Raw genomic sequence first — 22,489 nt, 5'->3', positions numbered from 1 at the left:
GCGCAGGCACCACCTCACCGACCGACCTGGAGACAGAACCATGGACAAGATGCGCCCGCGCGTCGTGGACGTCAACGAGATCGAGCCCAACCGCAAGCGCGGCGGCGACCTGCGCACCCTGCTCACCCCTGTCACGGTGGGCGCGACCAGCGGCTTCATGGGCCTGGCCATCATGCGGCCCGGCGAACGCATCAGCGAGCACTACCACCCGTACTCCGAGGAGTTCATCTACGTCGTCGAGGGCCGGCTGGAGGTCGACCTGGATGGCGAAACGTTTCCTCTCCGCGCTGACCAGGGCCTCATGATCCCCATCGACATGCGGCACCGCTTCCGCAACGTCGGTGACGAGGAGGCCCGGATGATCTTCCACCTGAGCCCGCTGGCGCCCAAGCCGAGCCTCGGCCACGTCGACACCGAGGCCCCGGAGATCAGCGACGACGTCAAGCCGTACCCGCTGGTCCAGGAGGAGGGCGCGCGACCGGAACGTCCAGGGGTGCTCTCATGACCCGGCGCGTGGCGGTCACCGGCATAGGCGTGGTCGCCCCGGGCGGGATCGGGGTCCCGGCGTTCTGGGACCTGCTGTCCAACGGCCGTACGGCGACCCGCGGCATCACCCTGTTCGACCCCGAGGGCCTGCGCTCCCGGATAGCCGCCGAGTGCGACTTCGAACCCCTCGCGCACGGCCTGGACATCGAGGTCGTCGAACGCGCCGACCGGTACATACAGTTCGCCCTGGTCGCCGCCGAGGAGGCGGTGACCGACAGCGGTGTCGACTTCGCCGCCGAGGACCCCTGGCGGGTCGCCGTGTCCCTGGGCAGCGCGGTGGGCGGCACGACCCGGCTGGAGCAGGACTACGTCCTCGTCAGCGAACGCGGCAGTCGCTGGGACGTCGACCCGCACGCCGCCGAGCCCCAGCTGCACCGGGCGTTCTCGCCCAGCACGCTCGCGGCCGACGTGGCCGAACGCTTCGGCGCCCAGGGCCCGGTGCAGACCGTCTCCACCGGCTGCACCTCCGGCCTCGACGCAGTGGGCTACGCCTTCCACACCATCGAGGAGGGCCGCGCCGACGTCTGTCTCGCCGGGGCCTCGGACTCCCCGATCTCCCCGATCACCATGGCCTGCTTCGACGCCATCAAGGCCACGTCGCCCAACAACGACGACCCGGAGCACGCCTCCCGCCCCTTCGACGCCCGACGGGACGGCTTCGTGATGGGCGAGGGCGCCGCCGTCCTCGTCCTGGAGGAGCTGGAGCACGCCCGCGCGCGCGGCGCGCACATCTACTGCGAGATCAGCGGCTACGCCACCTTCGGCAACGCCTACCACATGACCGGTCTGACCAGTGAGGGCCTGGAGATGGCACGCGCCATCGACGACGCCCTCTCTCACGCGCGCGTGGACCCCACCGAGATCGACTACGTCAACGCGCACGGCTCGGGCACCCGGCAGAACGACCGGCACGAGACCGCCGCCGTCAAGAAGTCGCTGGGCTCGCACGCCTACGACACCCCCATGAGCTCCATCAAATCCATGGTGGGCCACTCGCTCGGGGCGATCGGCGCCATCGAGGTGGTCGCCTGTGTGCTCGCGCTGGCCCGGCAGGTGGTGCCGCCGACGGCGAACTACGAGACCCCGGACCCCGAGTGCGACCTGGACTACGTCCCGCGCACCGCACGCACCCGCCGGCTCGACAACGTGCTCTCCGTGGGCAGCGGCTTCGGCGGGTTCCAGTCCGCGGTGCTCCTGACAGGACCCGGTGGGAGGAGACGACGATGAGTGGTCCACGATCCCGGCAGACCGCCGTCACAGGCATCGGTGTGGTCGCCCCCAACGGCCTGGACGCCGACACCTATTGGAAGAACGTGAGGGAGGGCGCGAGCGTCCTCGACCGGGTCACCCGCGAGGGCTGCGAACACCTGCCGCTCCGCGTCGCGGGCGAGGTCCGCGGCTTCGACCCGTCGGCGCTGATCGAGGAGACCTTCCTCGTCCAGACCGACAAGTTCACCCACTTCGCGCTGGCGGCCGCCGACGCCGCCCTGGCGGACGCGGGGCTGAGCAGGTCCGCCTGGGCCGAGGCGCCGTACTCCGTCGGAGTCGTCACCGCGGCCGGGTCCGGCGGCGGTGAGTTCGGCCAGCGCGAGCTCCAGAAGCTGTGGGGTCAGGGCTCCCGGTTCGTCGGGCCCTACCAGTCCATCGCCTGGTTCTACGCGGCCAGCACCGGCCAGATCTCCATACGCAAGGGCTTCAAGGGCCCCTGCGGGGTGGTGGCCAGCGACGAGGCGGGCGGCCTGGACGCCGTCGCGCACGCCGCCCGCGCCGTGCACCGAGGGACCGACGTGGTCGTGGTCGGCGCGGCCGAGGCACCGCTCGCCCCGTACTCGGGCGTCTGCCAGCTCGGCTACCCCGAACTCAGCACCGAGGCGGACCCGGCCCGCGCCTACCGCCCGTTCACCTCGGCGGCCTGCGGCTTCGTGCCCGCCGAGGGCGGTGCCGTGCTGATCGTGGAGGACCTGGACCGGGCCCGGCGCCGGGACACGGCCATCCGCGCCACGGTCGCCGGACACGCGGCCACCTTCACCGGCGCCTCGCGCTGGGACCGCTCGCGGGAGGGGCTCGCGCAGGCCGTGCGCGGCGCCCTCGACGAGGCCGGATGCGCACCGGAGGAGATCGACGTGGTCTTCGCCGACGCGATGGGCGTCCCCGAGGCGGACCGCGCCGAGGCACTCGCCCTCGCCGACGCCCTCGGCCGGCACGGCACCCGGGTGCCGGTCACCGCGCCGAAGGCCGGCATCGGGCGGTCGTACTGCGGGGCGCCCCTGCTGGACATCGTGGCCGCGGTGCAGGCCATGGAGCACGGGCAGATCCCGCCGACGCCGGGCGTCTTCGACATCTGCCACGACATCGACCTGGTGACCGCCACGGCGCGCCCGGCCGAGCTGCGCACGGCCCTGGTCCTCAGCCGGGGACTCATGGGCTCCAACGCGGCGCTGGTCCTGCGTCGAGGCCCCGCGACCGCCGCCTAGAAAGACAAGGAGAACCTCATGACCACCGAAGTGACCCAACTGACCTTCGAGGAACTGGCCGCGCTGATGAAGAAGGCCGCCGGCGTGACCGTCGACCCGCGGGAGCTCGAAGACCGTGCGGACGCCCCCTTCGCCGAGTTCGGACTGGACTCGCTCGGCCTCCTCGGCATCGTCGGTGAGCTGGAGAACCGGCACAGTCTGGCGCTGCCCACCGACGCGGAGCGCTGCAAGAGCCCCCGCGCCTTCCTCGACCTGGTCAACGGCGCATTCATGACGGGAGCCTGACATGGCCGGACACACCGAGAACGAGATCACCATCGCCGCCCCCGTCGACCTCGTCTGGGACATGACGAACGACCTGGAGCGCTGGCCCCAGCTGTTCAGCGAGTACGCCTCCTGCGACGTGCTCTCCCGCGAGGGCGACACGGTCACCTTCCGGCTGACCATGCACCCCGACGAGAACGGCAAGGTGTGGAGCTGGGTCTCGGAACGGGTCGCCGACCGCGAGAAGCTGATCGTGCGCGCCCGCCGGGTCGAGACCGGCCCCTTCGAGTACATGAACATCGTCTGGGAGTACGAGGAGACCCCGGCCGGCACCCGGATGCACTGGACGCAGGACTTCGCCATGAAGCCCGACGCCCCGGTCGACGACGCGGGGATGACCGACATCATCAACCGCAACTCACCCATCCAGATGGCCCTCATCCGCGACCGTGTGGAGGCGGCATGCACCACGCGCTGATCGTCGCCAGGATGGCCCCGCAGTCCGCCAAGGACATCGCCGGCGTCTTCGCGGACTCGGACCGCGGCGAACTCCCGCACCTCGTCGGGGTGACCCAGCGCTCCCTGTTCCAGTTCGGCGATGTGTACATGCACTTCATCGAGGCCGAGCAGGACCCGGGACCCGCCATCGCCAAGGTGGCCGGGCACCCCGAGTTCGTCGACATCAGCCGGAGGCTGGAGACGTTCGTCAGCCCCTACGACCCGCAGACCTGGCGGAGTCCCAAGGACGCGATGGCCCACTGCTTCTACCGCTGGGAGCGGGACTGACCGCTGGCAGCGGGACTCACCGAAGAAGGCCGCCGCCCGCGCTGACCGAGCGCGGGCGGCGGCCTTCTGGTGCGGGCGAGCGCTACGAACGCGCGAGCCCCGGCATCAGCCGCAGCGCGTTCTCCCGGTTGATGCCCTGGAGTTGCTCCTCGGAGAGGAACGGGTCGCTGTCCAGGGCCGGCGTCACGCTGTCGGCGATGACATGCGCGGGCGTGGGCGGCCAGTCGGTGCCGAAGAGGATGCGGTCGGGGTCCACCGTGGCCAGCAGGGTCGGCGTGGCCGAGGGGGACATGGGGCCGGCCGTGTCGAAGTAGAAGCGGTGCAGATAGTCACGGACCCGGCCGGGCTCGATCGGCGGCTCGATCCGTCCGCCGAAGAGTTCGAGCCGGGTGGCCATGTAGGGGAGGAAGCCCCCGCCGTGCGGCAGGACGAAGCTGAGGTTCGGATAGCGGTCCAGGACGCCGTTCCTGATCAGGTTGACGGCGGCCCGGGTGGTGTCCAGCAGGAAGTCGCACACGAAGGGCGGCATCCCCGGCAGGCCCGGGGCACCGTCCTTGCCGGCCGGTACGTCCATGGGGTGCGTGCTGATCACCGCGGACCGCTCGTTCAGCTCCTGGAGCAGACGGTCGTGCGACTCGTCGCCGAGGAAGATCCCGTCCATGCTCGTGCGGGTGCTCACCCCGACGGCACCGAGCTCGTCGAGGCCGTACCCGATGCTCCACGACGACAGCTCCAGGTCGTCGAGGAAGATCGGGGTGAAGAACGCGAACCGCGCGGGGTCGGACGCCACGACGTCGGCCGCCGCCCGCAGGGCCACGCGCGCGCTCTCCTGACGCTCGGCGCGCTCCCGCAGCCGCCCGAGCATGGCGACGGTCATCACGGAGGTGGCGATGCCGTTCTTGTCCATGACCTCCAGCGCCGCGGCCCGGTCCCAGCGCGTCCACCAGGGCAGCTTCTCGCGGTTGACGACACCTCGTTCCTCGGCCCAGTCCAGCCAGGCCGGGGCGGTGAAGTGGTGATGGACGTCGATGCGTCCGGCAAGGGTCATGTGCGTCCTCGTCGTTCGGGTGGGGGCCGGCGGGGTTTCAGTCGCGGCAGAGCAAGCTCTGCAACACGTTCGTCAGGACACGGTCGGCGTCCGGCATCGCGGCGTCCGCCCGCCAGGCGACGAAACCGTCGGGGCGCACCAGCACGGCACCGTCCTCGGCCGTGCCGTGCAGCTCCGCCCAGTCGGCGTCCTGGTCGGGGGCGAGGTCGTGATCGGGGCCCGTGCCCACGAGGTACGCCTCGACGGGGACGCCCAGGTTGCCGCCGGCCTTCTCCACCGCGGCCCGCCACTTCTGCCCTCCGGACCCGGCCAGCAGCACGAAGGAGCGCTCGTAGAGGTCGAGCGTGGAGATCCGGCTGTCCCCGCGCACGACCCACATGTGCGGCGCCCGGCTGCCCGGCTCGCCGCCGAGCTGGAAGGCGTCGGGGACGATCGGCTGTTCGGGAGCGGCACCCACCACGGCGTTGGAGGCGTACCGGTAGCAGAGGGCCACGGTCATCAGGTCGGCCGGGTCGTTGTTGCGTCCGGCGGCCGGGCTGAATCCGGGGTGCTGTTCGTCGGCCGCCTGCACGCAGGCGCGGGTGCCGGTGGCCAGGGCGACGGGCCGGCGTTCGAGCTCGTAGCTGTCCAGCAGCGACGGACAGGCCCAGCCGCGCAGCACCGCCGCCAGCTTCCAGGCGAGGTTGTGGGCGTCCTGGATCCCGGTGTTGGACCCGAACGCCCCGGTGGGCGGCATCTCGTGGGCCGAGTCGCCGGCCAGGAAGACCCGGCCCTCGTGGTAGCTGTCGGCGACCCGCTTGGAGGCGTGCCAGGGCGCCTTGCCGGTGATCTCGACGTCGATGTCCGCCACGCCGACGGCGGCGCGGATGTGGGCGGTCAGCCGCTGGTCGGTGAAGTCGTCCAACTCCTCACCGCGGTCGGGATACCAGGGAACGTGGATCACCCAGCGCTCCTCGTTGTCCACCGGCAGCAGGGCGCCCTCGCCCCGGGGGTCGGTGACATAGCAGACGACGAATCGTTTCTCTCCGACGTGGTTCTTCAACGCCCTGCTGCGGAACGTGACGCTGACGTTGTGGAACAGCTCGCCCGGCCCCGACTGGCCGATCCCCAGGTGATGGCGGATGGGGCTGCGGGGGCCGTCGGCGGCCACCAGGTACTCGGCGTTCACGCTGTAGGTCTCACCGGTGTCCCGGTTCCTGACCCGGGCCGTCACCCCGTCCGCGTGCTCGGTGAAGGAGAGCATCTCCGTGCTGAAGCGGATGTCGGCACCCTGCTCACGGGCGTAGTCCAGCAGGACCGGTTCGAGGTCGTTCTGGCTGCACAGGCACCAGTCGGAGGAGCTCACCCGGGAGATGTCCATGCCGCCGGAGATGTCCCCGATGATCCAGCGCCGCTGCTCCCCGATCAGGGTGTCCACCTGGAGGATGCCGTCGTTCCCGGACAGCACGCGTGCCGCGTCCCGGATGCGCCCCTCGAGTCCGGCGGTCCGGTAGATCTCCATCGTCCGCACGTTGTTGCCCCGGCCACGCGGGTGCGTCGATGTCGCGGCATGCCGTTCCACGAGCATGTGCTCGATTCCGAGGCGCCCCAGGAAAACCGACGTGGAAAGACCCACCAGGGATCCGCCGACGATGAGGACTGGTACAGATTCGGCTTCGTGTCCGCTCACGTCGTCGATGTTTACCAAGTCGGACTGCCACACACACGTCGTCCGGCGACCCGACCCATATGGCGCAGCGCCGTTTGCGGCGCCCCACGGCCCGGGAAACGGTGGCTCTGATCACGGAAATTCACGCCGACCCGGGGACCAGCCATGACGCAAGCGTTCGCATCCGAGGAATCCGAGGCAATGTCGCCCGAGGAGGCCGCGGCCGCCGCGTCCTCGTGCAGCCGGGAGTTCCGCGCCAACCCGCATCCCGTGTACGCCGCGCTCCGGGAGTCGGCGCCGGTGTGCCCGATGTCGCCGCCCCACGGTGTGCAGACGTACCTGATCACGCGTTATGACGACGCCCGTGCCGCGCTGGCCGACCCCCGTCTCAGCAAGGACATGTACGGCGCCATCGACGCCTACCACCGCATCTTCGGCGACTCGTCGATCGCGCTGGACGACAACATGCTCTTCTCGGACCCGCCGAAGCACACCCGGCTCCGCCGGATCGTCGGCAGCACCTTCACCCCGAAAAGGGTGGAATCCCTGCGGCCGCGCATTCAGCAGATCACCGACGAACTCCTGGACCGGTGCCCGACATCCGGGCCGGTGAATCTCCTCCCGGAGTTCTGCTTCCCGCTGCCGCTCCAGGTGATCTGCGAACTTCTCGGCGTTCCGGAGAACGAGCGCAAACAGGCCCAGGAATGGTCCGCCACCGTCGCCCAGACCGGATTCGGGCCGGAGGCGCGAAAGAAGCTGGAGATCGCCGAGGGCAATCTGCGTGAATACCTCGTGGACCTGTGCGCGCGAAAGCGCACGGAGCCGGACTCGGGTCTGCTCAGCGCCCTCGTGACGGCCAAGGACCAGGAGGGCTCGCTCACCGACGGCGAACTCGTCTCGACGGCCTGGGTGCTGCTGTTCGCGGGCCACAAGTCGACGGCGTACCAGATCGGCAACGCCGTCTACCACCTGCTCAGCCGGCCGGACCAGAAGGCGCTGGCCCTGCGGGACACGGCTTCGATGACCGCGGCCATCGAGGAGGTCTTGCGCTTCGAGAGCTCGGTGGAGAACTCCACCTTCCGCTACGCCAAGGAAGACATCGTGCTCCGGGACACGCTCATCCCCAAGGGCGCGCTCGTGCAGATCTCGATCACCGGCGCCAACCGCGACCCGGAGATGTTCGACGCACCCGCCGAGCTGGACATCCGGCGCCCGAACGTCCAGGCGACGCATCTCTCCTTCGGCTACGGACCGCACTACTGCGTCGGCGCCCCGCTGGCCCGGCTGGAGATGCAGACCGCGCTCAACTCGCTCTTCGGACGCTTCCCCCAGGTGACCCTCGCCGAGCCGCCCGAGGACGCGCGCTGGATGACCGTACCGTTCCCCGCCTTCCGAGGACTGGCCGAGCTTCCCGTCGTCCTCGACCCGTCGTGACCGCCCCCGCCTCCGCCCCGGCGCGGGTACGGGTGGTCCGGCTGCTGCGGGTGCGTGAGGGGATGGAGGCGGAGTTCGTACGGTCGTACGGGGACGTCCGTGCGGGAGCGGCCCGGTTCCCCGGGCACCTCGGCGAACAACTGTGCCGCTCCCTGGACGATCCCGCACAGTGGCTGCTCACCAGCGAATGGGCGGACCTGGAGGCGATCGAGCGCTGGCGCAGCGACTCCGCCCACCGGGTTCTGGTCGGGCCGATGAACGCCTGTCTGCACGACGACCGGTGGACCGGGGTCTTCCACATCAGGGAGGCGGGGCAGGGCGAGTAGCGCGAGCGGACCGATGGGCGAGACGGGGCTGACCAGCATATGACCGGCCGGTAAGGTCGGCTCCGTGCCGAAGCCGCTCAGTCTTCCCTTCGATCCCATCGCGCGCGCCGACGAGCTCTGGAAGCAGCGCTGGGGAAACGTGCCGTCCATGGCGGCCATCACCTCGATCATGCGCGCACACCAGATCCTGCTCGCCGAGGTCGACTCGGTGGTCAAGCCGTACGGCCTGACGTTCGCGCGGTACGAGGCGCTGGTGCTGCTCAACTTCTCCAAGGACGGCGAGCTGCCGATGTCCAAGATCGGCGAGCGGTTGATGGTGCACCCCACCTCGGTGACCAACACCGTCGACCGGCTGGTCAGGTCCGGACTGGTGGCCAAGCGCCCCAACCCCAACGACGGACGCGGCACCCTCGCCTCCATCACCGCCAAGGGCCGCGAGGTCGTCGAGGCGGCCACCCGCGATCTGATGGCCATGGACTTCGGGCTCGGGGTGTACGACGCCGACGAGTGCGGGGAGATCTTCGCGATGCTGCGCCCGCTGCGGGTGGCCGCGCAGGACTTCGAGGAGAGCTGAGCCCCCGGCCGGGGGCGGGGGGCCCGGGGCAAGATCTGCCGGAACGGGTGGTTACGCTCGTACGCATGAAGAAGAGCGTGCTGACGCGCTACCGCGTCATGGCCTACGTGACCGGTGTCCTCCTCGTCCTGCTCACGCTGGGCGTCATCGCCAAGTACCTGCTGAAGATGGACGGCGCCGACAGCTTCACGAGCGTGGTCGGCATCGCGCACGGCTGGCTGTACGTCCTGTACCTGGTCTTCGCCTTCGACCTGGGCTCCAAGGCGAAGTGGCCGGTGAAGCGCCAGCTGTGGGTGCTGCTGGCCGGGACGATCCCGACGGCCGCCTTCTTCGTGGAGCGCAAGATCACGCACGAGCTGGAGGCGCAGGTCGAGCAGGACGCGGCCGCGGTCGCGAAGGCCTGACGGAAGGCCCCTTCCAGGGCTGGACCGGAGCCGCCGCGGAGTACCTTCGCGGCGGTTGTTCCCGTCCTTACCGGCACGGCATTAGTAGGACGTCCAAGTAAATCTTCGCCAGCCGTCGACAATTACTAGGACGTCAAAGTAAATTTGTCGGTATGGACGCTGACGCCATCGAGGAGGGCCGCCGCCGCTGGCAGGCCCGGTACGACGCCGCGCGCAAGCGTGACGGTGACTTCACCACGCTCTCCGGGGACCCCGTGGAGCCGGTGTACGGGCCCCGGCCGGGCGACGGCTACGAGGGCTTCGAGCGGATCGGATGGCCCGGGGAGTACCCCTTCACACGTGGGCTGTATCCGACCGGCTACCGAGGGCGGACGTGGACCATCCGGCAGTTCGCCGGGTTCGGGAACGCCGAGCAGACCAACGAGCGCTACAAGATGATCCTCGGCAACGGCGGAGGCGGTCTCTCCGTCGCCTTCGACATGCCGACCCTGATGGGCCGCGACTCCGACGACCCCCGCTCGCTGGGCGAGGTCGGGCACTGCGGGGTCGCCATCGACTCGGCCGCCGACATGGAGGTCCTGTTCAAGGACATCCCGCTGGGCGATGTGACGACGTCCATGACCATCAGCGGGCCGGCCGTTCCCGTCTTCTGCATGTACCTGGTGGCGGCCGAGCGCCAGGGCGTCGACCCGGGCGTCCTCAACGGCACGCTCCAGACCGACATCTTCAAGGAGTACATCGCCCAGAAGGAGTGGCTCTTCCAGCCCGAGCCGCACCTGCGCCTCATCGGCGACCTCATGGAGTACTGCGCGGCCGGCATCCCCGCCTACAAGCCGCTGTCCGTCTCCGGCTACCACATCCGCGAGGCCGGGGCGACGGCCGCGCAGGAGCTGGCGTACACGCTCGCGGACGGCTTCGGGTACGTCGAGCTGGGCCTCTCGCGCGGCCTCGACGTGGACGTCTTCGCCCCCGGTCTGTCCTTCTTCTTCGACGCGCACCTCGACTTCTTCGAGGAGATCGCCAAGTTCCGCGCCGCCCGCCGGATCTGGGCCCGCTGGATGCGGGACGTCTACGGCGCGAAGACCGACAAGGCGCAGTGGCTGCGCTTCCACACCCAGACCGCCGGGGTCTCGCTGACCGCCCAGCAGCCGTACAACAACGTGGTGCGTACGGCCGTGGAGGCGCTGGCGGCCGTGCTCGGCGGGACGAACTCGCTGCACACCAACGCCCTGGACGAGACCCTCGCGCTGCCCTCCGAGCAGGCCGCGGAGATCGCCCTGCGCACCCAGCAGGTCCTCATGGAGGAGACCGGGGTCGCCAATGTGGCCGATCCGCTGGGCGGTTCGTGGTTCGTCGAGCAGCTGACCGACCGGATCGAGGCCGACGCCGAGAAGATCTTCGAGCAGATCAAGGAGCGCGGGCTGCGCGCGCACCCGGACGGGCAGCACCCGATCGGGCCGATCACCTCCGGGATCCTGCGCGGGATCGAGGACGGCTGGTTCACCGGTGAGATTGCCGAGTCGGCGTTCCGGTACCAGCGGTCCCTGGAGAAGGGCGAGAAGCGGGTCGTCGGCGTCAACGTGCACACCGGCTCCGTCACCGGCGACCTGGAGATCCTCCGGGTCAGCCATGAGGTGGAGCGGGAGCAGGTGCGGGTGCTCGGCGCGCGCAGGACGGGGCGCGACGATGCCGCGGTGCGCTCCGCGCTGGACGCCATGCTGAGCGCCGCCCGCGGCGGCACCAACATGATCGAGCCGATGCTGGACGCCGTACGGGCCGAGGCGACCCTGGGCGAGATCTGCGACGTGCTGCGTGAGGAGTGGGGGGTGTACACGGAGCCGGCGGGCTTCTGAGCCACCTGGGACGGCTGGCCCGGGTCCGGGGCCGGGGCTGGGGAGTTCTTCTGCTCCCCGGGCCCGGCCTTCACATTTCGCGCACGGACCACACCTTAATTCCTTGTCCTGCACCCGACACATATGCATATGGTGATCTCCGCGCCGGGCGGGGCCGACCACCCCGTCATCTGGAGCGCGTCGATCGGCGACCGGGGGAACACCGTCGCCGCGGGGAGGACGGATCACCATGCCGAGACATCGGCTCTTCACGCATGCTCGTTTCAGACCAGGACCCCTCGCGTCCCTGCTCACCTCCGGCGTCGCCGTGGCCCTGCTCGGCGGGCTCGCCGTTCAGCCGGATCTGCTGAGCCGCTACGCCCGGGACGACGCCGCGCCCGTGGCGGACAGCTATGACGGGTTCGACGCCAAGGCCGCCGAGCAGGTCCGGAAAGATCAGTGCCTGCTGGGCGAGATGCTGCGGATGGGCGGACCCGCGACGTCCGCCGTCGCGCAGGACGGGCTCAACCAGCCGTCGGACAAGTTGCACGAGGCGGCGAACCCGGAGTACTGGGAGCAGACACCGCTGGCGGTCGCGTTCGAGAAGGACAGGGACGCCGCCGACAAGGAGGGGACGGCTCTTCACGACCACCTCCGGGACTTCCAGATCAGTGGTCTGCCCACACCCAGTGGCTTCCAGTCGAAGGCCGACTTCGAGTGGCCGCCGGGGACCAGCGCGGACGCCCGTCCGACCTTCTTCCAGCAGACCGGCCTGTCCAACTGGATCGGGGAGCAGTTCTGGAAGAACGAGGGTGACCTCTACAAGGACCCGACTCCGAGAGCCGACGACGCCACGGTCAAGGCGGTCAAGGACCTCGGTACCCCGCTGTACGGCGCCGACCCCGACGCGACGCAGCCCAACTGGAACCAGGCGTACGAGGAACACCGGGCGTGGGACGACCTGGTGAACTGGTCCCCGGAACCGACGGGCGCCGACAACGCCCGCCTCTTCCTGTCCTCCGGAGGCTTCCCCCGTAACGCGCCCGAACCGGGCAGCGTCGAGTACCGCATCGCGGTGGAGGACCTGAAGGCCCGGTTCGCCTCCTGCGCCTGGCGCACGCCCATCGACCCGAACAAGGTCCTCGGCACGGAGGTCGCCACCGCGACCGCCGAGTGGCAGCAGGAGATCGCGGCGCAGGCCACTCAGCGCAACCAGATCCTGACCGCGAACCGCTCCGCCACCAAGGCCCTCGCCGCCGGCTCCAAGGCGCTCAGCGAGATGCTGGGCTACTCCTGGCGGGCCGACCACCTGGTCCGCTGGCAGGACTACTGGTCGGCGGGCGGCCCCGGCTGGATCGGTGACAGCCCGTTCGTCGTGCATGCCAATGGCGCCTCCGACAAGTGCCTCGACGTGGCCGGCGGCAAGAAGGACAACGGCACACCCGTGCAGATCTACACCTGCAACGGCGGCGCGGCGCAGAAGTGGCAGATCAGCGGCGACACCCTGGTCAACCCCAATTCGGGCAAGTGCCTGACCGTCAAGGGCGGCGCGAACACCAACGGGACCGCCGTGGTGATCATGCCCTGCACCAACGGTGTCTCCCAGAAGTGGGAGTACGGCACGCACGGCACCACCCGCCTGTACAACCCGGCGACCAAGAACTGCCTCGACCTGGCGACGTACACCAACAGCCAGGACGGCCGGATGTGGGACTGCACCGGCAAGACCCCGCAGAAGTTCGACATCGTCCCTTCCGGTCACAACGGCACCGACGACCTCGACTACCCGACCAAGGCCCAGTTCGACCGCGTGAAGTCGGACATCGCCAAGGCCCAGGCCGAGTCGAAGAAGCAGCTCGACCTGATCAAGGCCCAGCTCACGGCGGCAAAGACGGCCGCCACGACGACGGACACCGCCACGCAGGCCGCGTACTCCATCGCCGACAAGGCCGGTGCCCCCAGGGGCCGTGGGCTCCTCGTCGGCCAGCAGAAGGCCCAGGTCACCAAGGCGTCGGCAGCCGCGTTGGAGGCGCTGTCCAAGGCCGGTGACACGGCGTACGCCGCCACCCGCGCCTCCGCCAGTGACAGCGAGACCATCGCGGCCCGCGCGCTGACGCAGGCAGCCCAGGCGAAGGCGGCGTTCCGTACGGCCGCCGCGAACGAGGCCCGCGCGCAGGCGAAGGCCGCCGCCGAGGCAGCCGCCCTCCAGGCGAACAACGCCAAGGCCGCCCGTGACCTCGCCAAGACCAAGCTGGCCGAGACGCAGAAGGCGGAGGCGGACGCGAAGGCCGCGGCCGCCACCGCGCACGCCAAGCGGCTCGCGGCGGAGGCGGAGGAGGCCACCGCCAAGAAGGAGAAGGAGACCGCCGCCGCGAAGCAGGCCGAGGCCGCCCAGCACAAGCAGAACGCGCAGGGCTACGCGAAGACGGCGGGCGAGGCCAAGGGCCGCGCCGAGACGGCCGAGTCCACCGCCCGGCAGAAGCGACAGGACGCCGAGGCCGCCCGGGACCGGGCGAAGGGCAAGCGGGACGACGCGTGGGACGCCGAGAGCAAGGCGAACGCGGCGCGCGCCAAGGCCGACGCCAAGGACGCCTACGCCGAGGCCCACGAGTCGGCTTCCGACGCCAAGGAATCCCGGGCCGCCGCCGACGAGGCGGACAAGGCCGCCGACGACGCCGAGTCGGCCGCCGCGTCGGCTCGCTCCGAGGCGAACGCGGCGACCAAGGCCGCGGCCGACGCGGACGCCGCCGCCACGCGCGCGGAGGCCGCCGCCAAGCGGGCCCGGTCCGACGCGGACGACGCCCAGGCCGCCAAGCTGAAGGCGGACGCCGCCGTGAAGACGGCGACGAGCGCCGCCGCGGACGCCATCAAGGCCTCCCAGGCAGCCGCCTCCGCCGCCCGCGCCGCGGTCAAGCTGGCCGACGACGCGGAGAAGGAAGCCGCCAAGGCCAAGGCAGAGGCCGCCGCAGCGAAGGCCGAAGCCGTGAAGGCGGTCGCGGGAGCGGCCGAAGCGGCCGGTCACGCCTACACCACCGCCCAGGCGGCGGAGGACGCCGGCAACGCCGCGCAGCAGGTGGCGGCGCCGGCCAACGACGCGATCCAGCTCGGTTCGCAGTACATCACCACCGACTCGGCCGCGGGCCTGGTCGTCCTGGCGGGCCAGTCGTCGAAGACGATCGCCGAGCAGCAGCAGGCGGTGGCCGAGGCGCACGCCGCCAACGCCAAGAAGAACGCGGCGCAGGCGCAGAGCCTCGCGAACGCGGCGACCGGTGACGCCAAGGCCGCGTACACGCTGGCCGCGGAGGCAGCCGGCTTCGCGGCGGACGCACGTAAGTCGGCGAAGGAGGCACTGGGTTACGCCGCCGAAGCGGCCAAGTACGCGGCGGACGCGCAGGCTTCACTGGCCCGCACCATCGAGTACGACCGTCAGGCCACGGTGGACGCCGACGCCGCGGACAAGGCAGCTGGCCGCGCCGAGGGCTACGCCACTGCCGCCCGGTCCTCCGCCGACCAGGCCGCTCTGGACGCGGAAGCCGCCCGTACGGCCGCCTCCGAGGCCGAGCAGGCGGCGAAGGACGCCCGAGCGGCAGCGACCCGCGCCGACGCCGAGGCCGACGCGGCCGAGGAAGCGGCCAAGGACGCCCAGAAGTACGCGGAGTCGGCCCAGGAGGCGGCCGAGTCGGCCGCGCGCAAGGAGGCCAACCAGGTCGTCCAGGACGGCGCCGGGACCGGTGTCGGCGGGGTCTTCTACATCATCGACAAGATGACCGAGGCGGGGCCGACCAAGCAGCTCAACAAGTGCGCCGACTACGTGCCGGGCGGCTGCACGGTGACGTACGAGCTGCACGTGGACATCACGGTCAGCTACTACTTCTGCGCCAACCCCGAGGTCCCCGCCACCGAGAGCGGCTGCCCGAAGGCGGACACCGTCTTCCTCAAGACGGAGACCCTCCGCGACCAGAAGCGGGAGTGGACCCACCACTTCAGCCTGGGCGAGATCACCCGGATCGGCTGGCAGACCCTCTTCGGCGACACGCTCGGCGCGGTCCTGTACGAGATCGTCCTGGGCGACGCCGTCCGCTGCTACCACGGCGACAAGTCGAGCTGCGCCTGGTTCGCGTCCAACTTCATCCCGGGCAAGGTGTTCACGAAGGTCGCCGACGCGATCCGCGCGCTCGACGCCGCCTTGAAGACCGGGGTCGGAGTCGCCGACGCGTTCAAGGCGCTGAAGGCCCTGGACGTGAGTCCTCAGACGCTGGCCGGCCTCGAACAGAGCGTCAACATAGTCGAGGACGCTCTGACAAGCTGCCGCGTCAACAGCTTCCTGGCGGACACGCCGGTGCTGATGGCGGACGGCACGCGCCGGCCGATCGGCTCGGTCCGCGAGGGGGACATGGTCCTCGCGACGGATCCCGACACCGGTGCCCACGCGGCCCGGCCGGTCACGGACACGTTCCGGCACGGCACACGGCGGCTTGTCGACATATCCTTCGCCGACGGGAATGTCCTGACCAGCACGGCCGGGCACCGGGTGTACCTGGCAGGGCGCGGCTGGACGTTCGTGGCCGACTTGCGGACCGGCGACCGGCTGCGCGGGCCGGACGGCGCGTCCCGCGTCGTCAGCGCATTGCGCGACCGGTCAGGTCTGGCACCGACCACGGTGTACGACCTGACGGTCGACGGGCTGCACACCTTCTACGTGGGCACGGCAGGCGCCCCGGCGAGGGACGTCCTCGTCCACAACTGCATGAACCTGCGCCTGCACGAGAATGACCGCGGCGCCCACACGATTGACGACCACGTCGACACCACTCCGCAGCAGGCGCGCGACAAGGCCCAGCGCGACTGGGAGAAGAACCCGGACACCCACCCCGGTGTGACCGGTGTCTGGAAGGATCTGGATACGGCCCAGGCCGCCGTGGACGACGCGATGAAGAAGTGGCTGACGGGCATGTCCCCGACTCAGAACAAGAAGAACCGGGACCGGCTGGAGAAGTGGATGCGGGAGACGCCGAAGGACTCCGAAAGCGCGAAGGACCTCCTCTCGTTCGAGGTGAAGCTGGACGACTCGGCATCCCTCGGCACCGTCCACCACCGCAACGGTGACAGCTGGCCCTCCGAGAACATCGTGTCCATCACGCTGAAGAGGTCCAAGCACAAGCCGGGCTACATGGTCTATACCGCGTACCCCAAGGGTAAGAAGCCGTGAGGTGACGGTGCGACGACAAGACATCTGGGTCGACTTCGGGCTCAGCGGGCTCACCAAGTGGTTCGCCGGCCCTTGGGCCGGTGAGGCCACGTCGGAGGAGATCGTCGCCGGCGCGGCCGACTGGGGGGACGGGAGGGCCTATGCGGCCACGCTCCTGGAGGACGCCCTGCGTCTGCTGGGGTCGCCGGTGCCCACCCGGGTGATCGAACTCCTGCGGCGGGCAGCGGTCGGCCTCCCGTACAACCCGGACGACGTGCGGCAGGACGGGCGCGCCTGGCTGGGCGACATCGCCCGGATCTGCACCGAACGGATACGCCGCGACGAGCCGTCCTTCACTCCCGTGCCGCCGGGACCTCCGGTGGACGGGCCGCTGAAGGAGGCGGTCCTGGAGGAGATCCGCGCGGCCGCGCCGGCCGTGGAGGCCGCTGTCCTGGCCGGCGGGGCCGAGGTGGTGGCCGCGCTGGAGCAGGTGGTCGTGAAGGTCGATCCCGACCTCGGGTTCCGGCTCTTCCTGCGGGTCCTGAAGGCGTACCTGGTGCCGGTCACGGAGTCGCGGTACCAGCGGTACCACGAGCTCGGTGAGCGCTTCGGCTACCACGAGCTCGTCGTCGACGACGGGACGCTGCAGTCAATTCCGGACACGGACTGACGGACGGGGCGCGCCGCTCGGACGGGCGTCAAGCTGTCGTGGATCCTGTCAGGCCGTTGAGCAGGATCGCGGTGAAGCTCTGCGCCCAGGTGGCGTCGATCGGCTCGGCGCTCACCAGGGTGCGGTGGACCACCGCACCGGCCACCACGTCGAAGATCAGATCCACGGTGCGTGCGGCTTCCTCCGGACCCGTTTCCGGAGGAAGCTCGCCGCGCTTCTGCGCCCGGATGCGGCCCTGAACGACGAGGTGCTTCTGGCGGTCGACGATCGAGGCGCGGATGCGCTCCCTCAGGGCATCGTCCCGGGTCGACTCCGCCACCACCGCCATCAGCCCGTTCCTTGCCTCCGGGCGGGCCAGGATCGCTGCGAACTGCAGTACCACGCCCTCGATGTCGGCAGCGAGACAGCCGCAGTCGGGGAGTTCCAGCTCATCGAAGAGCTCCGCCACCGCGTCCACGACCAGTTCGTTCTTCCCGGGCCAGCGGCGGTACAAGGTCGTCTTCGCAACCCCTGCACGCGTGGCCACGTCTCCCAGGGTGAGCTTGGACCACCCCAGTTCGACCAGCGCCTCCCGCGTCGCCGCCAGGATCGCGGCGTCAGCGGCGGCGCTGCGCGGGCGTCCGGGACGGGTGGCGGCGGTGCGGCTCTGCATCCCCTGACCATATCCGGGCGGTTCCTGTGCGGTCGTGAGGGAGATCACGGGAGGGTGGTGTCGGTGAGGGGCGTCTTGCCATTACGCTACGACTCGTAGCGAAAGCGACGACCACAGGCGTGGGGTGGGGACCCGGCGCCGAACACCATCGAGCGGGACCGGCTTTCAGACCACTTTTCACACGCGCGCGCCGAACGGGGGAGGATAGACGCATGCAGCCACGGAACATGTCCATGAGCGGAGTCGTCGACCTCGCCGCGGTGAAGGCGGCCCAGGAGGCCAAGGCGAAGGCGGAGCAGGCGCGTGCCGAATCCGCGCGACAGGGCGGAACAGGCGCCGTGTCGCCCGCCGACCTCGTCATCGATGTGGATGAGGCGGGCTTCGAGCGGGACGTCCTTCAGCGGTCCGCCGAGGTGCCCGTCGTCATCGACTTCTGGGCCGAGTGGTGCGAGCCCTGCAAGCAGCTCAGCCCGGTGCTGGAGCGGCTCGCCGTCGAGTACAACGGCCGCTTCCTCCTCGCCAAGATCGACGTCGACGCCAACCAGATGCTGATGCAGCAGTTCGGCGTGCAGGGGATCCCGGCCGTGTTCGCCGTGGTCGCCGGACAGGCGCTGCCGCTCTTCCAGGGGGCGGCCGGCGAGGCCCAGATCCGCGAGACGCTGGAGCAGCTCGTCGCGGTGGCCGAGCAGCGGTTCGGCCTGACCGGTCTGACGGTCGACCCGGACGCCGAGCCGGGCGGTGTGCCGGCGGCTCCCACCGTGCCGGCCGGTCCGTACGACGCCCTGCTCGAAGCCGCGGTACAGGCCCTGGACGCGGGCGACTTCGCCGGTGCCGTGCGGGCGTACCAGAACGTGCTCAGCGAGGACCCGGCGAACTCCGAGGCCAAACTGGGTCTCGCCCAGGCCGAGTTGCTCCAGCGGGTGCAGGGTGCCGATCCGCAGCAGGTGCGCAAGGAGGCAGCCGAGAAGCCGGCCGACGCGCAGGCGCAGATCGCCGCCGCCGACCTGGATCTGGTGGGCGGGCATGTGGAGGACGCCTTCGGCCGGCTCATCGACACCGTGCGGCGCACGGCGGGTGACGACCGGGACACCGTACGGCTTCGGCTGCTGGAGCTCTTCGAGGTCGTGGGGGCCGAGGATCCGCGGGTCGCGGCGGCGCGCAGGGCGCTGGCGCGTGCCTTGTTCTGACCGAGTTTGCGAGCGGGGCGGTGGCCCTGTTCTGACCAGTCGTTAAACGCTCGGGGCTGTGTTGCCCGAGTGAAAGATCTGCCGACACAGGACCAATGCGGCCGCGCTTTACCAAATCTTGGTAATCGCGGCCGCAGTTACTGCGGGTAAGTCGCGGGCGTCGTTCTGTCGGCTTCTGTCTGGCGATTCCTGGATTTGTCCGGTCGTCAGGAGCCACCCTCAGTCGCTGTCCGAGACCTACGGGTCGTTGTTCGGTTATCCGGCCGTTACTACCGAGTAACGAAGCCCCTTGTGCGGGCGGCCAGAATGCACCACGATCGGCCACGCTCGGTCCGTTTCCGTACCCCGACAGCCGGTCGGGTCGCGGGAGTTCCTGGGTCCCCACCGAGCAGAGCCGGCGGCAGTGGCGCCGGCTCTTGGACAGGGGGGTCTTCGCCCACCCGGCGAAGCCTGTCCAGCAGGGTTGTGCGTGATGCGTGTCAGGCGCGACCAGTGGTTGTCGCTCGGGGGTGATCGCCGGTGATTCGGGCGCGATTCGCGCCTGCGAGTACGGGCGCTCTCCTTCCCGAGGACGTAGCACTTCTCCCATCCCTGCCCGGTTGAGCCGACAGCGGCAGCCAGGGTCAGGAGATGTACGTCCGAGAAGGAGGAAATATGGAGTCCCAGGTGCGTGGCGGGACCAGATGGAAGCGGTTCGCTGTGGTCATGGTGCCCAGCGTCGCCGCCACGGCTGCGATAGGTGTCGCCCTCGCGCAGGGCGCTCTCGCCGCGTCGTTCAGTGTCTCCGGCCAGTCGTTCAAGGTCACCACCGACAAGCTCGTCGGTAACGGTTTCTCGCAGTACGGCGCTCTTGACGAGGGCTACACGCTCTCCGGCAAGAAGACGGTTCACCCCGTCGCCGTCTCCGGGTTCCAGACCGCGACGATCAACAACCTGTGCCAGTCCGTGGTCACTCCCGACATCCCGATCCTCGGGAGTGTCAGCCTGATCCTGCGGGCAGGCGAGGACCCCAAGAAGCCGGTTGAGGCCAAGAACCTGTACATCGACGTGGCCGACCTCAAGGCCGACGCCACGTTCGAGAACATCGACATCGGTGTGGCCGCCAAGGACGCCAACAAGGGTCCGGGCATGAAGGGTGGCGGCGAGCAGGCCAACCCCTTCGGGTTCGCCCAGCAGGCCGACGTGGCCACGCTGGTCGGCGTGAAGCAGACGGCGTGGGCGACCACCGCCGGAACCTTCAAGCTCAGCGGTCTGAAGATGTCGCTGTCGACGGGTGTCAAGGAGTGCTACTAAGCACTCTCTGACGGGCGGGGGAGCCGATGGCGCCCCCGCCCGTCCACACTCCGCCCGCTTTCTTCACATGTGGTCACACGGCCGCGACACATCACCGCATCAACTTCGCACCACCACCACAGCAAAGCCGTACCAGGGAGCTGTTTTCGATGAGCGCCGAGACTCCTGCCGCGCCCGGCCATGACGAGCACTACCTCCGGGTCTTTCGGCGGAACTTCCGCGCCTGGCGCGGTACGCGGCCGTTCTGGGCCGGCCTGTTCGTCATGCTCGGCGGATTCCCCATCGCCTACTTCCCTTACGCGAACCTTCAGATCGGCCACCTGACGCTGGCGATGCAGACCGCGGGGGGCTCCAGCTCCCTGATCATCGGTGTGCTGCTCGTCGTCCTCGGCTTCACTCTCTGGTTCCAGAAGCATGTCCGCACCTTTGCGGGCATCGCGGCGATCCTGCTGGCACTTGTTTCCATCCCGCTCTCCAACCTCGGCGGCTTCCTCATCGGCTTCCTCTTCGCCCTCGTGGGCGGGGCCATGGCCGTGGCATGGGTGCCCGGCGGGGACGCCGACGCACAGCCGGCGAAGACGGAGACGACGGGCGGGGGGAGCGCACCCGAGGGTGCCGCGGACCCCGACACCACGATCCTGAAGCCCGTGGTGGGCGAGCCGAACGATCTGTCAGGAACGAGCCCGGCGAACGGGGCGAACGGGAGGCACAGTGCCGGCTGACGAGGTGACCCACGGGACTGAGGTGGACAAGTCCCGTGTGAGAACCGGGCCGCGTCACGCGGCGCCCAAGAAGCCGCTGTTCACCAGATTCCAGATGCCGGCCGGCAAGGCGATAGCCCTGGCGGCGATGCCGACCGCCGTCCTCATGGGCATGGGCTTCACGCCCACGCTGGCGCAGGCCGACAGCGACAACGCCACCAAGCCGACGTCCAACAGCCTGACCGCGGACGAGTACAAGGCCTGTGTGGCGGCGCTGACGGACGACGCGTCCCCGTCGCCGAGCGCCGACGAGTCCACGGACGAGGACGAGACGGCGGAGCCCACGCCGTCGGCCTCCGACGGCCAGGATTCCGCGGACGACTCCGACTCCTCGGACACGTCGGGTTCGGACTCCTCGGACTCGTCCGGCTCGGCGGGTGACTCCTCTTCGTCGGATTCAGGTTCCGACGACGCGGCCGAGCCCACCCCGTCGCCCTCGGCGAGCAAGTCGAGCGAGGCCCAGTCCGGCGACTCGGCCACGGCGTCCCCCTCGCCGTCCGAGAGCGGCGGCGGCCTGCTGGAGGGCATCGGCGACGCCATCGAGGGCATCTTCACCGGCGGTTCGACGGCCGAGGAGAGCGCGAGCCCGACGCCGTCGGCGAGCGCGAGCGAGGAGGCGTCCTCCGGCACGTCCGGCTCGTCCGGCTCCTCCGACGCGTCGGGCACGGACACCGCCGAGGCGTCCGACCCCGTGAAGGAGACCACCGACAAGGTCACCGACAAGGTCGAGGACACCGTCGGGGACGTCACCGACAAGGCGTCCGAGGCGGCGGACGACGCCACCGAGGCCGCAGAGGAGGCTGCCGACGAGGCCACCGCCACGCCGAGCCCCTCCGCGAGCTCCACCACGGACCCGGACGACTGCCCGGCCGCCACGGACGAGGAGGGCGGCGTCGACAACACCCTGCCGCTGCCCGACGACCCGTGGTACCTGAACGCCAGCTCGCTGCTGTTGAAGGGCGCCGACTACCAGGGCATCGTCGAGGTGAAGACGGCCAACGGCACCAAGAAGAAGGTGCTGAAGTACGTCATCTCCGACGGCACCGACATCGGCGACCTGCACCAGACGGTGGCGGACAAGCAGTCCGGCAAGACCTACCACGTGCAGGCGGCCGAGGGTTCGACCTCGACCATCCGCAACGGCAAGACCGTGATGTACACGGAGAGCATCTCCGGGAACCTGCTCGGTCTGATCCCGGTCACGTTCGACCCGGAGAACCCGCCGCCGCTGAACATCCCGCTGATCTACTTCACGAAGGTGAAGGTCACCCAGGCCGGCCAGTTCGGCGGCACCCTGCACGTGCCGGGGCTGCACAACTTCGTGACCGACTGACCCGGACGTCCAACCGGACGCCCGCACAAGCCCGTTCGGGAGCCGCACAAGCGTTGAGGGCGCCCCCTT

At 70.1% G+C, this 22,489-nt stretch carries 20 protein-coding genes; 17 read left to right on the top strand and 3 right to left on the bottom strand.

Features of this window, described 5'->3' with window-relative positions; all coding sequences use genetic code 11:
- Positions 1 to 40: 40 nt before the first annotated feature.
- The 6 genes from ACIQWG_RS18535 to ACIQWG_RS18510 are packed head-to-tail and all read left to right on the top strand — an operon-like array spanning position 41 to position 4,070.
- On the top strand, positions 41 to 505 hold the full coding sequence (locus ACIQWG_RS18535) for a cupin domain-containing protein (protein ID WP_404096597.1): 465 nt from the start codon (positions 41 to 43) through the stop codon (positions 503 to 505).
- A complete protein-coding gene (locus ACIQWG_RS18530; RefSeq protein WP_404096594.1) occupies positions 502 to 1,773 on the top strand; it encodes a beta-ketoacyl-[acyl-carrier-protein] synthase family protein in 1,272 nt (423 codons plus the stop codon). The genes ACIQWG_RS18535 and ACIQWG_RS18530 overlap by 4 nt, the downstream gene beginning before the upstream one ends.
- Positions 1,770 to 3,020, top strand: a complete 1,251-nt coding sequence (locus ACIQWG_RS18525) for a beta-ketoacyl synthase N-terminal-like domain-containing protein (RefSeq protein ID WP_404096591.1) — start codon at positions 1,770 to 1,772, stop codon at positions 3,018 to 3,020. The genes ACIQWG_RS18530 and ACIQWG_RS18525 overlap by 4 nt, the downstream gene beginning before the upstream one ends.
- 18 nt (positions 3,021 to 3,038) lie before the next feature.
- Entirely contained in the window at positions 3,039 to 3,305 is a 267-nt protein-coding gene (locus ACIQWG_RS18520) for an acyl carrier protein (protein WP_404096589.1), read from the top strand.
- A gap of 1 nt (position 3,306) precedes the next feature.
- Complete coding sequence (locus tag ACIQWG_RS18515; RefSeq protein WP_404096586.1) at positions 3,307 to 3,762, top strand: SRPBCC family protein; 456 nt, start codon at positions 3,307 to 3,309, stop codon at positions 3,760 to 3,762.
- Positions 3,747 to 4,070 carry a TcmI family type II polyketide cyclase gene (locus tag ACIQWG_RS18510; RefSeq protein WP_404096584.1) on the top strand — a complete coding sequence of 108 codons (324 nt, stop codon included), beginning with the start codon at positions 3,747 to 3,749 and terminating at the stop codon, positions 4,068 to 4,070. Before ACIQWG_RS18515 ends, ACIQWG_RS18510 begins: the two co-directional genes overlap by 16 nt.
- A gap of 82 nt (positions 4,071 to 4,152) precedes the next feature.
- On the opposite strand, the gene ACIQWG_RS18505 is transcribed toward ACIQWG_RS18510, so the two are convergent.
- Positions 4,153 to 5,118, bottom strand: coding sequence for an amidohydrolase family protein (locus ACIQWG_RS18505; RefSeq protein ID WP_404096582.1), 966 nt, complete (start codon positions 5,116 to 5,118; stop codon positions 4,153 to 4,155).
- A gap of 37 nt (positions 5,119 to 5,155) precedes the next feature.
- Positions 5,156 to 6,787 (bottom strand): FAD-dependent oxidoreductase, encoded by a 1,632-nt coding sequence (locus ACIQWG_RS18500; protein WP_404096579.1) that lies wholly within the window; start codon positions 6,785 to 6,787, stop codon positions 5,156 to 5,158.
- A 144-nt stretch (positions 6,788 to 6,931) separates the two neighbouring features.
- Between ACIQWG_RS18500 and ACIQWG_RS18495 the strand changes: the two genes are divergently transcribed.
- The 7 genes from ACIQWG_RS18495 to ACIQWG_RS18465 all read left to right on the top strand — a co-directional run bounded on the left by ACIQWG_RS18495 (position 6,932) and on the right by ACIQWG_RS18465 (position 17,194).
- The gene (locus ACIQWG_RS18495; RefSeq protein WP_404096578.1) at positions 6,932 to 8,200 is read left to right on the top strand and encodes a cytochrome P450; all 1,269 of its coding nucleotides are present in this window, start codon (positions 6,932 to 6,934) and stop codon (positions 8,198 to 8,200) included.
- Positions 8,197 to 8,526 (top strand): antibiotic biosynthesis monooxygenase family protein, encoded by a 330-nt coding sequence (locus ACIQWG_RS18490; RefSeq protein WP_404096575.1) that lies wholly within the window; start codon positions 8,197 to 8,199, stop codon positions 8,524 to 8,526. The genes ACIQWG_RS18495 and ACIQWG_RS18490 overlap by 4 nt, the downstream gene beginning before the upstream one ends.
- 64 nt (positions 8,527 to 8,590) lie before the next feature.
- The gene (locus ACIQWG_RS18485; RefSeq protein WP_404096572.1) at positions 8,591 to 9,100 is read left to right on the top strand and encodes a MarR family winged helix-turn-helix transcriptional regulator; all 510 of its coding nucleotides are present in this window, start codon (positions 8,591 to 8,593) and stop codon (positions 9,098 to 9,100) included.
- 65 nt (positions 9,101 to 9,165) lie between these two features.
- Positions 9,166 to 9,504, top strand: a complete 339-nt coding sequence (locus ACIQWG_RS18480; RefSeq protein ID WP_404096569.1) for a DUF3817 domain-containing protein — start codon at positions 9,166 to 9,168, stop codon at positions 9,502 to 9,504.
- A 152-nt stretch (positions 9,505 to 9,656) separates the two neighbouring features.
- Positions 9,657 to 11,357, top strand: coding sequence for a methylmalonyl-CoA mutase (locus tag ACIQWG_RS18475; RefSeq protein WP_404096567.1), 1,701 nt, complete (start codon positions 9,657 to 9,659; stop codon positions 11,355 to 11,357).
- 229 nt (positions 11,358 to 11,586) lie between these two features.
- Entirely contained in the window at positions 11,587 to 16,545 is a 4,959-nt protein-coding gene (locus tag ACIQWG_RS18470) for a ricin-type beta-trefoil lectin domain protein (protein ID WP_404096564.1), read from the top strand.
- A 1-nt stretch (position 16,546) separates the two neighbouring features.
- Positions 16,547 to 17,194: a hypothetical protein gene (locus tag ACIQWG_RS18465; protein WP_404096563.1), complete on the top strand. Its 648-nt coding sequence runs from the start codon at positions 16,547 to 16,549 to the stop codon at positions 17,192 to 17,194.
- A 28-nt stretch (positions 17,195 to 17,222) separates the two neighbouring features.
- On the opposite strand, the gene ACIQWG_RS18460 is transcribed toward ACIQWG_RS18465, so the two are convergent.
- Complete coding sequence (locus tag ACIQWG_RS18460; protein ID WP_404096560.1) at positions 17,223 to 17,846, bottom strand: TetR/AcrR family transcriptional regulator; 624 nt, start codon at positions 17,844 to 17,846, stop codon at positions 17,223 to 17,225.
- A gap of 212 nt (positions 17,847 to 18,058) precedes the next feature.
- Here ACIQWG_RS18460 and ACIQWG_RS18455 point away from each other — a divergent pair, with 212 nt between their 5' ends.
- The 4 genes from ACIQWG_RS18455 (at position 18,059) to ACIQWG_RS18440 (ending at position 22,420) form a co-directional block, all read left to right on the top strand.
- The gene (locus ACIQWG_RS18455) at positions 18,059 to 19,033 is read left to right on the top strand and encodes a tetratricopeptide repeat protein (RefSeq protein WP_404096557.1); all 975 of its coding nucleotides are present in this window, start codon (positions 18,059 to 18,061) and stop codon (positions 19,031 to 19,033) included.
- Positions 19,034 to 19,687: 654 nt separating this feature from the next.
- Entirely contained in the window at positions 19,688 to 20,326 is a 639-nt protein-coding gene (locus ACIQWG_RS18450) for a DUF6230 family protein (protein ID WP_404096555.1), read from the top strand.
- A gap of 149 nt (positions 20,327 to 20,475) precedes the next feature.
- Positions 20,476 to 21,048 (top strand): DUF6114 domain-containing protein, encoded by a 573-nt coding sequence (locus ACIQWG_RS18445; RefSeq protein WP_404096553.1) that lies wholly within the window; start codon positions 20,476 to 20,478, stop codon positions 21,046 to 21,048.
- Positions 21,038 to 22,420 (top strand): hypothetical protein, encoded by a 1,383-nt coding sequence (locus ACIQWG_RS18440; RefSeq protein WP_404096551.1) that lies wholly within the window; start codon positions 21,038 to 21,040, stop codon positions 22,418 to 22,420. The genes ACIQWG_RS18445 and ACIQWG_RS18440 overlap by 11 nt, the downstream gene beginning before the upstream one ends.
- Positions 22,421 to 22,489 lie beyond the last annotated feature (69 nt).

Origin of the sequence: Streptomyces sp. NPDC098781 (assembly GCF_044759995.1) — a bacterium.
In the GTDB taxonomy this organism is placed as follows: Bacteria; Actinomycetota; Actinomycetes; order Streptomycetales; family Streptomycetaceae; genus Streptomyces.
The sequence above is the reverse complement of the archived record's forward strand: the minus strand, read 5'-3'. Positions and strand labels throughout refer to the sequence as shown.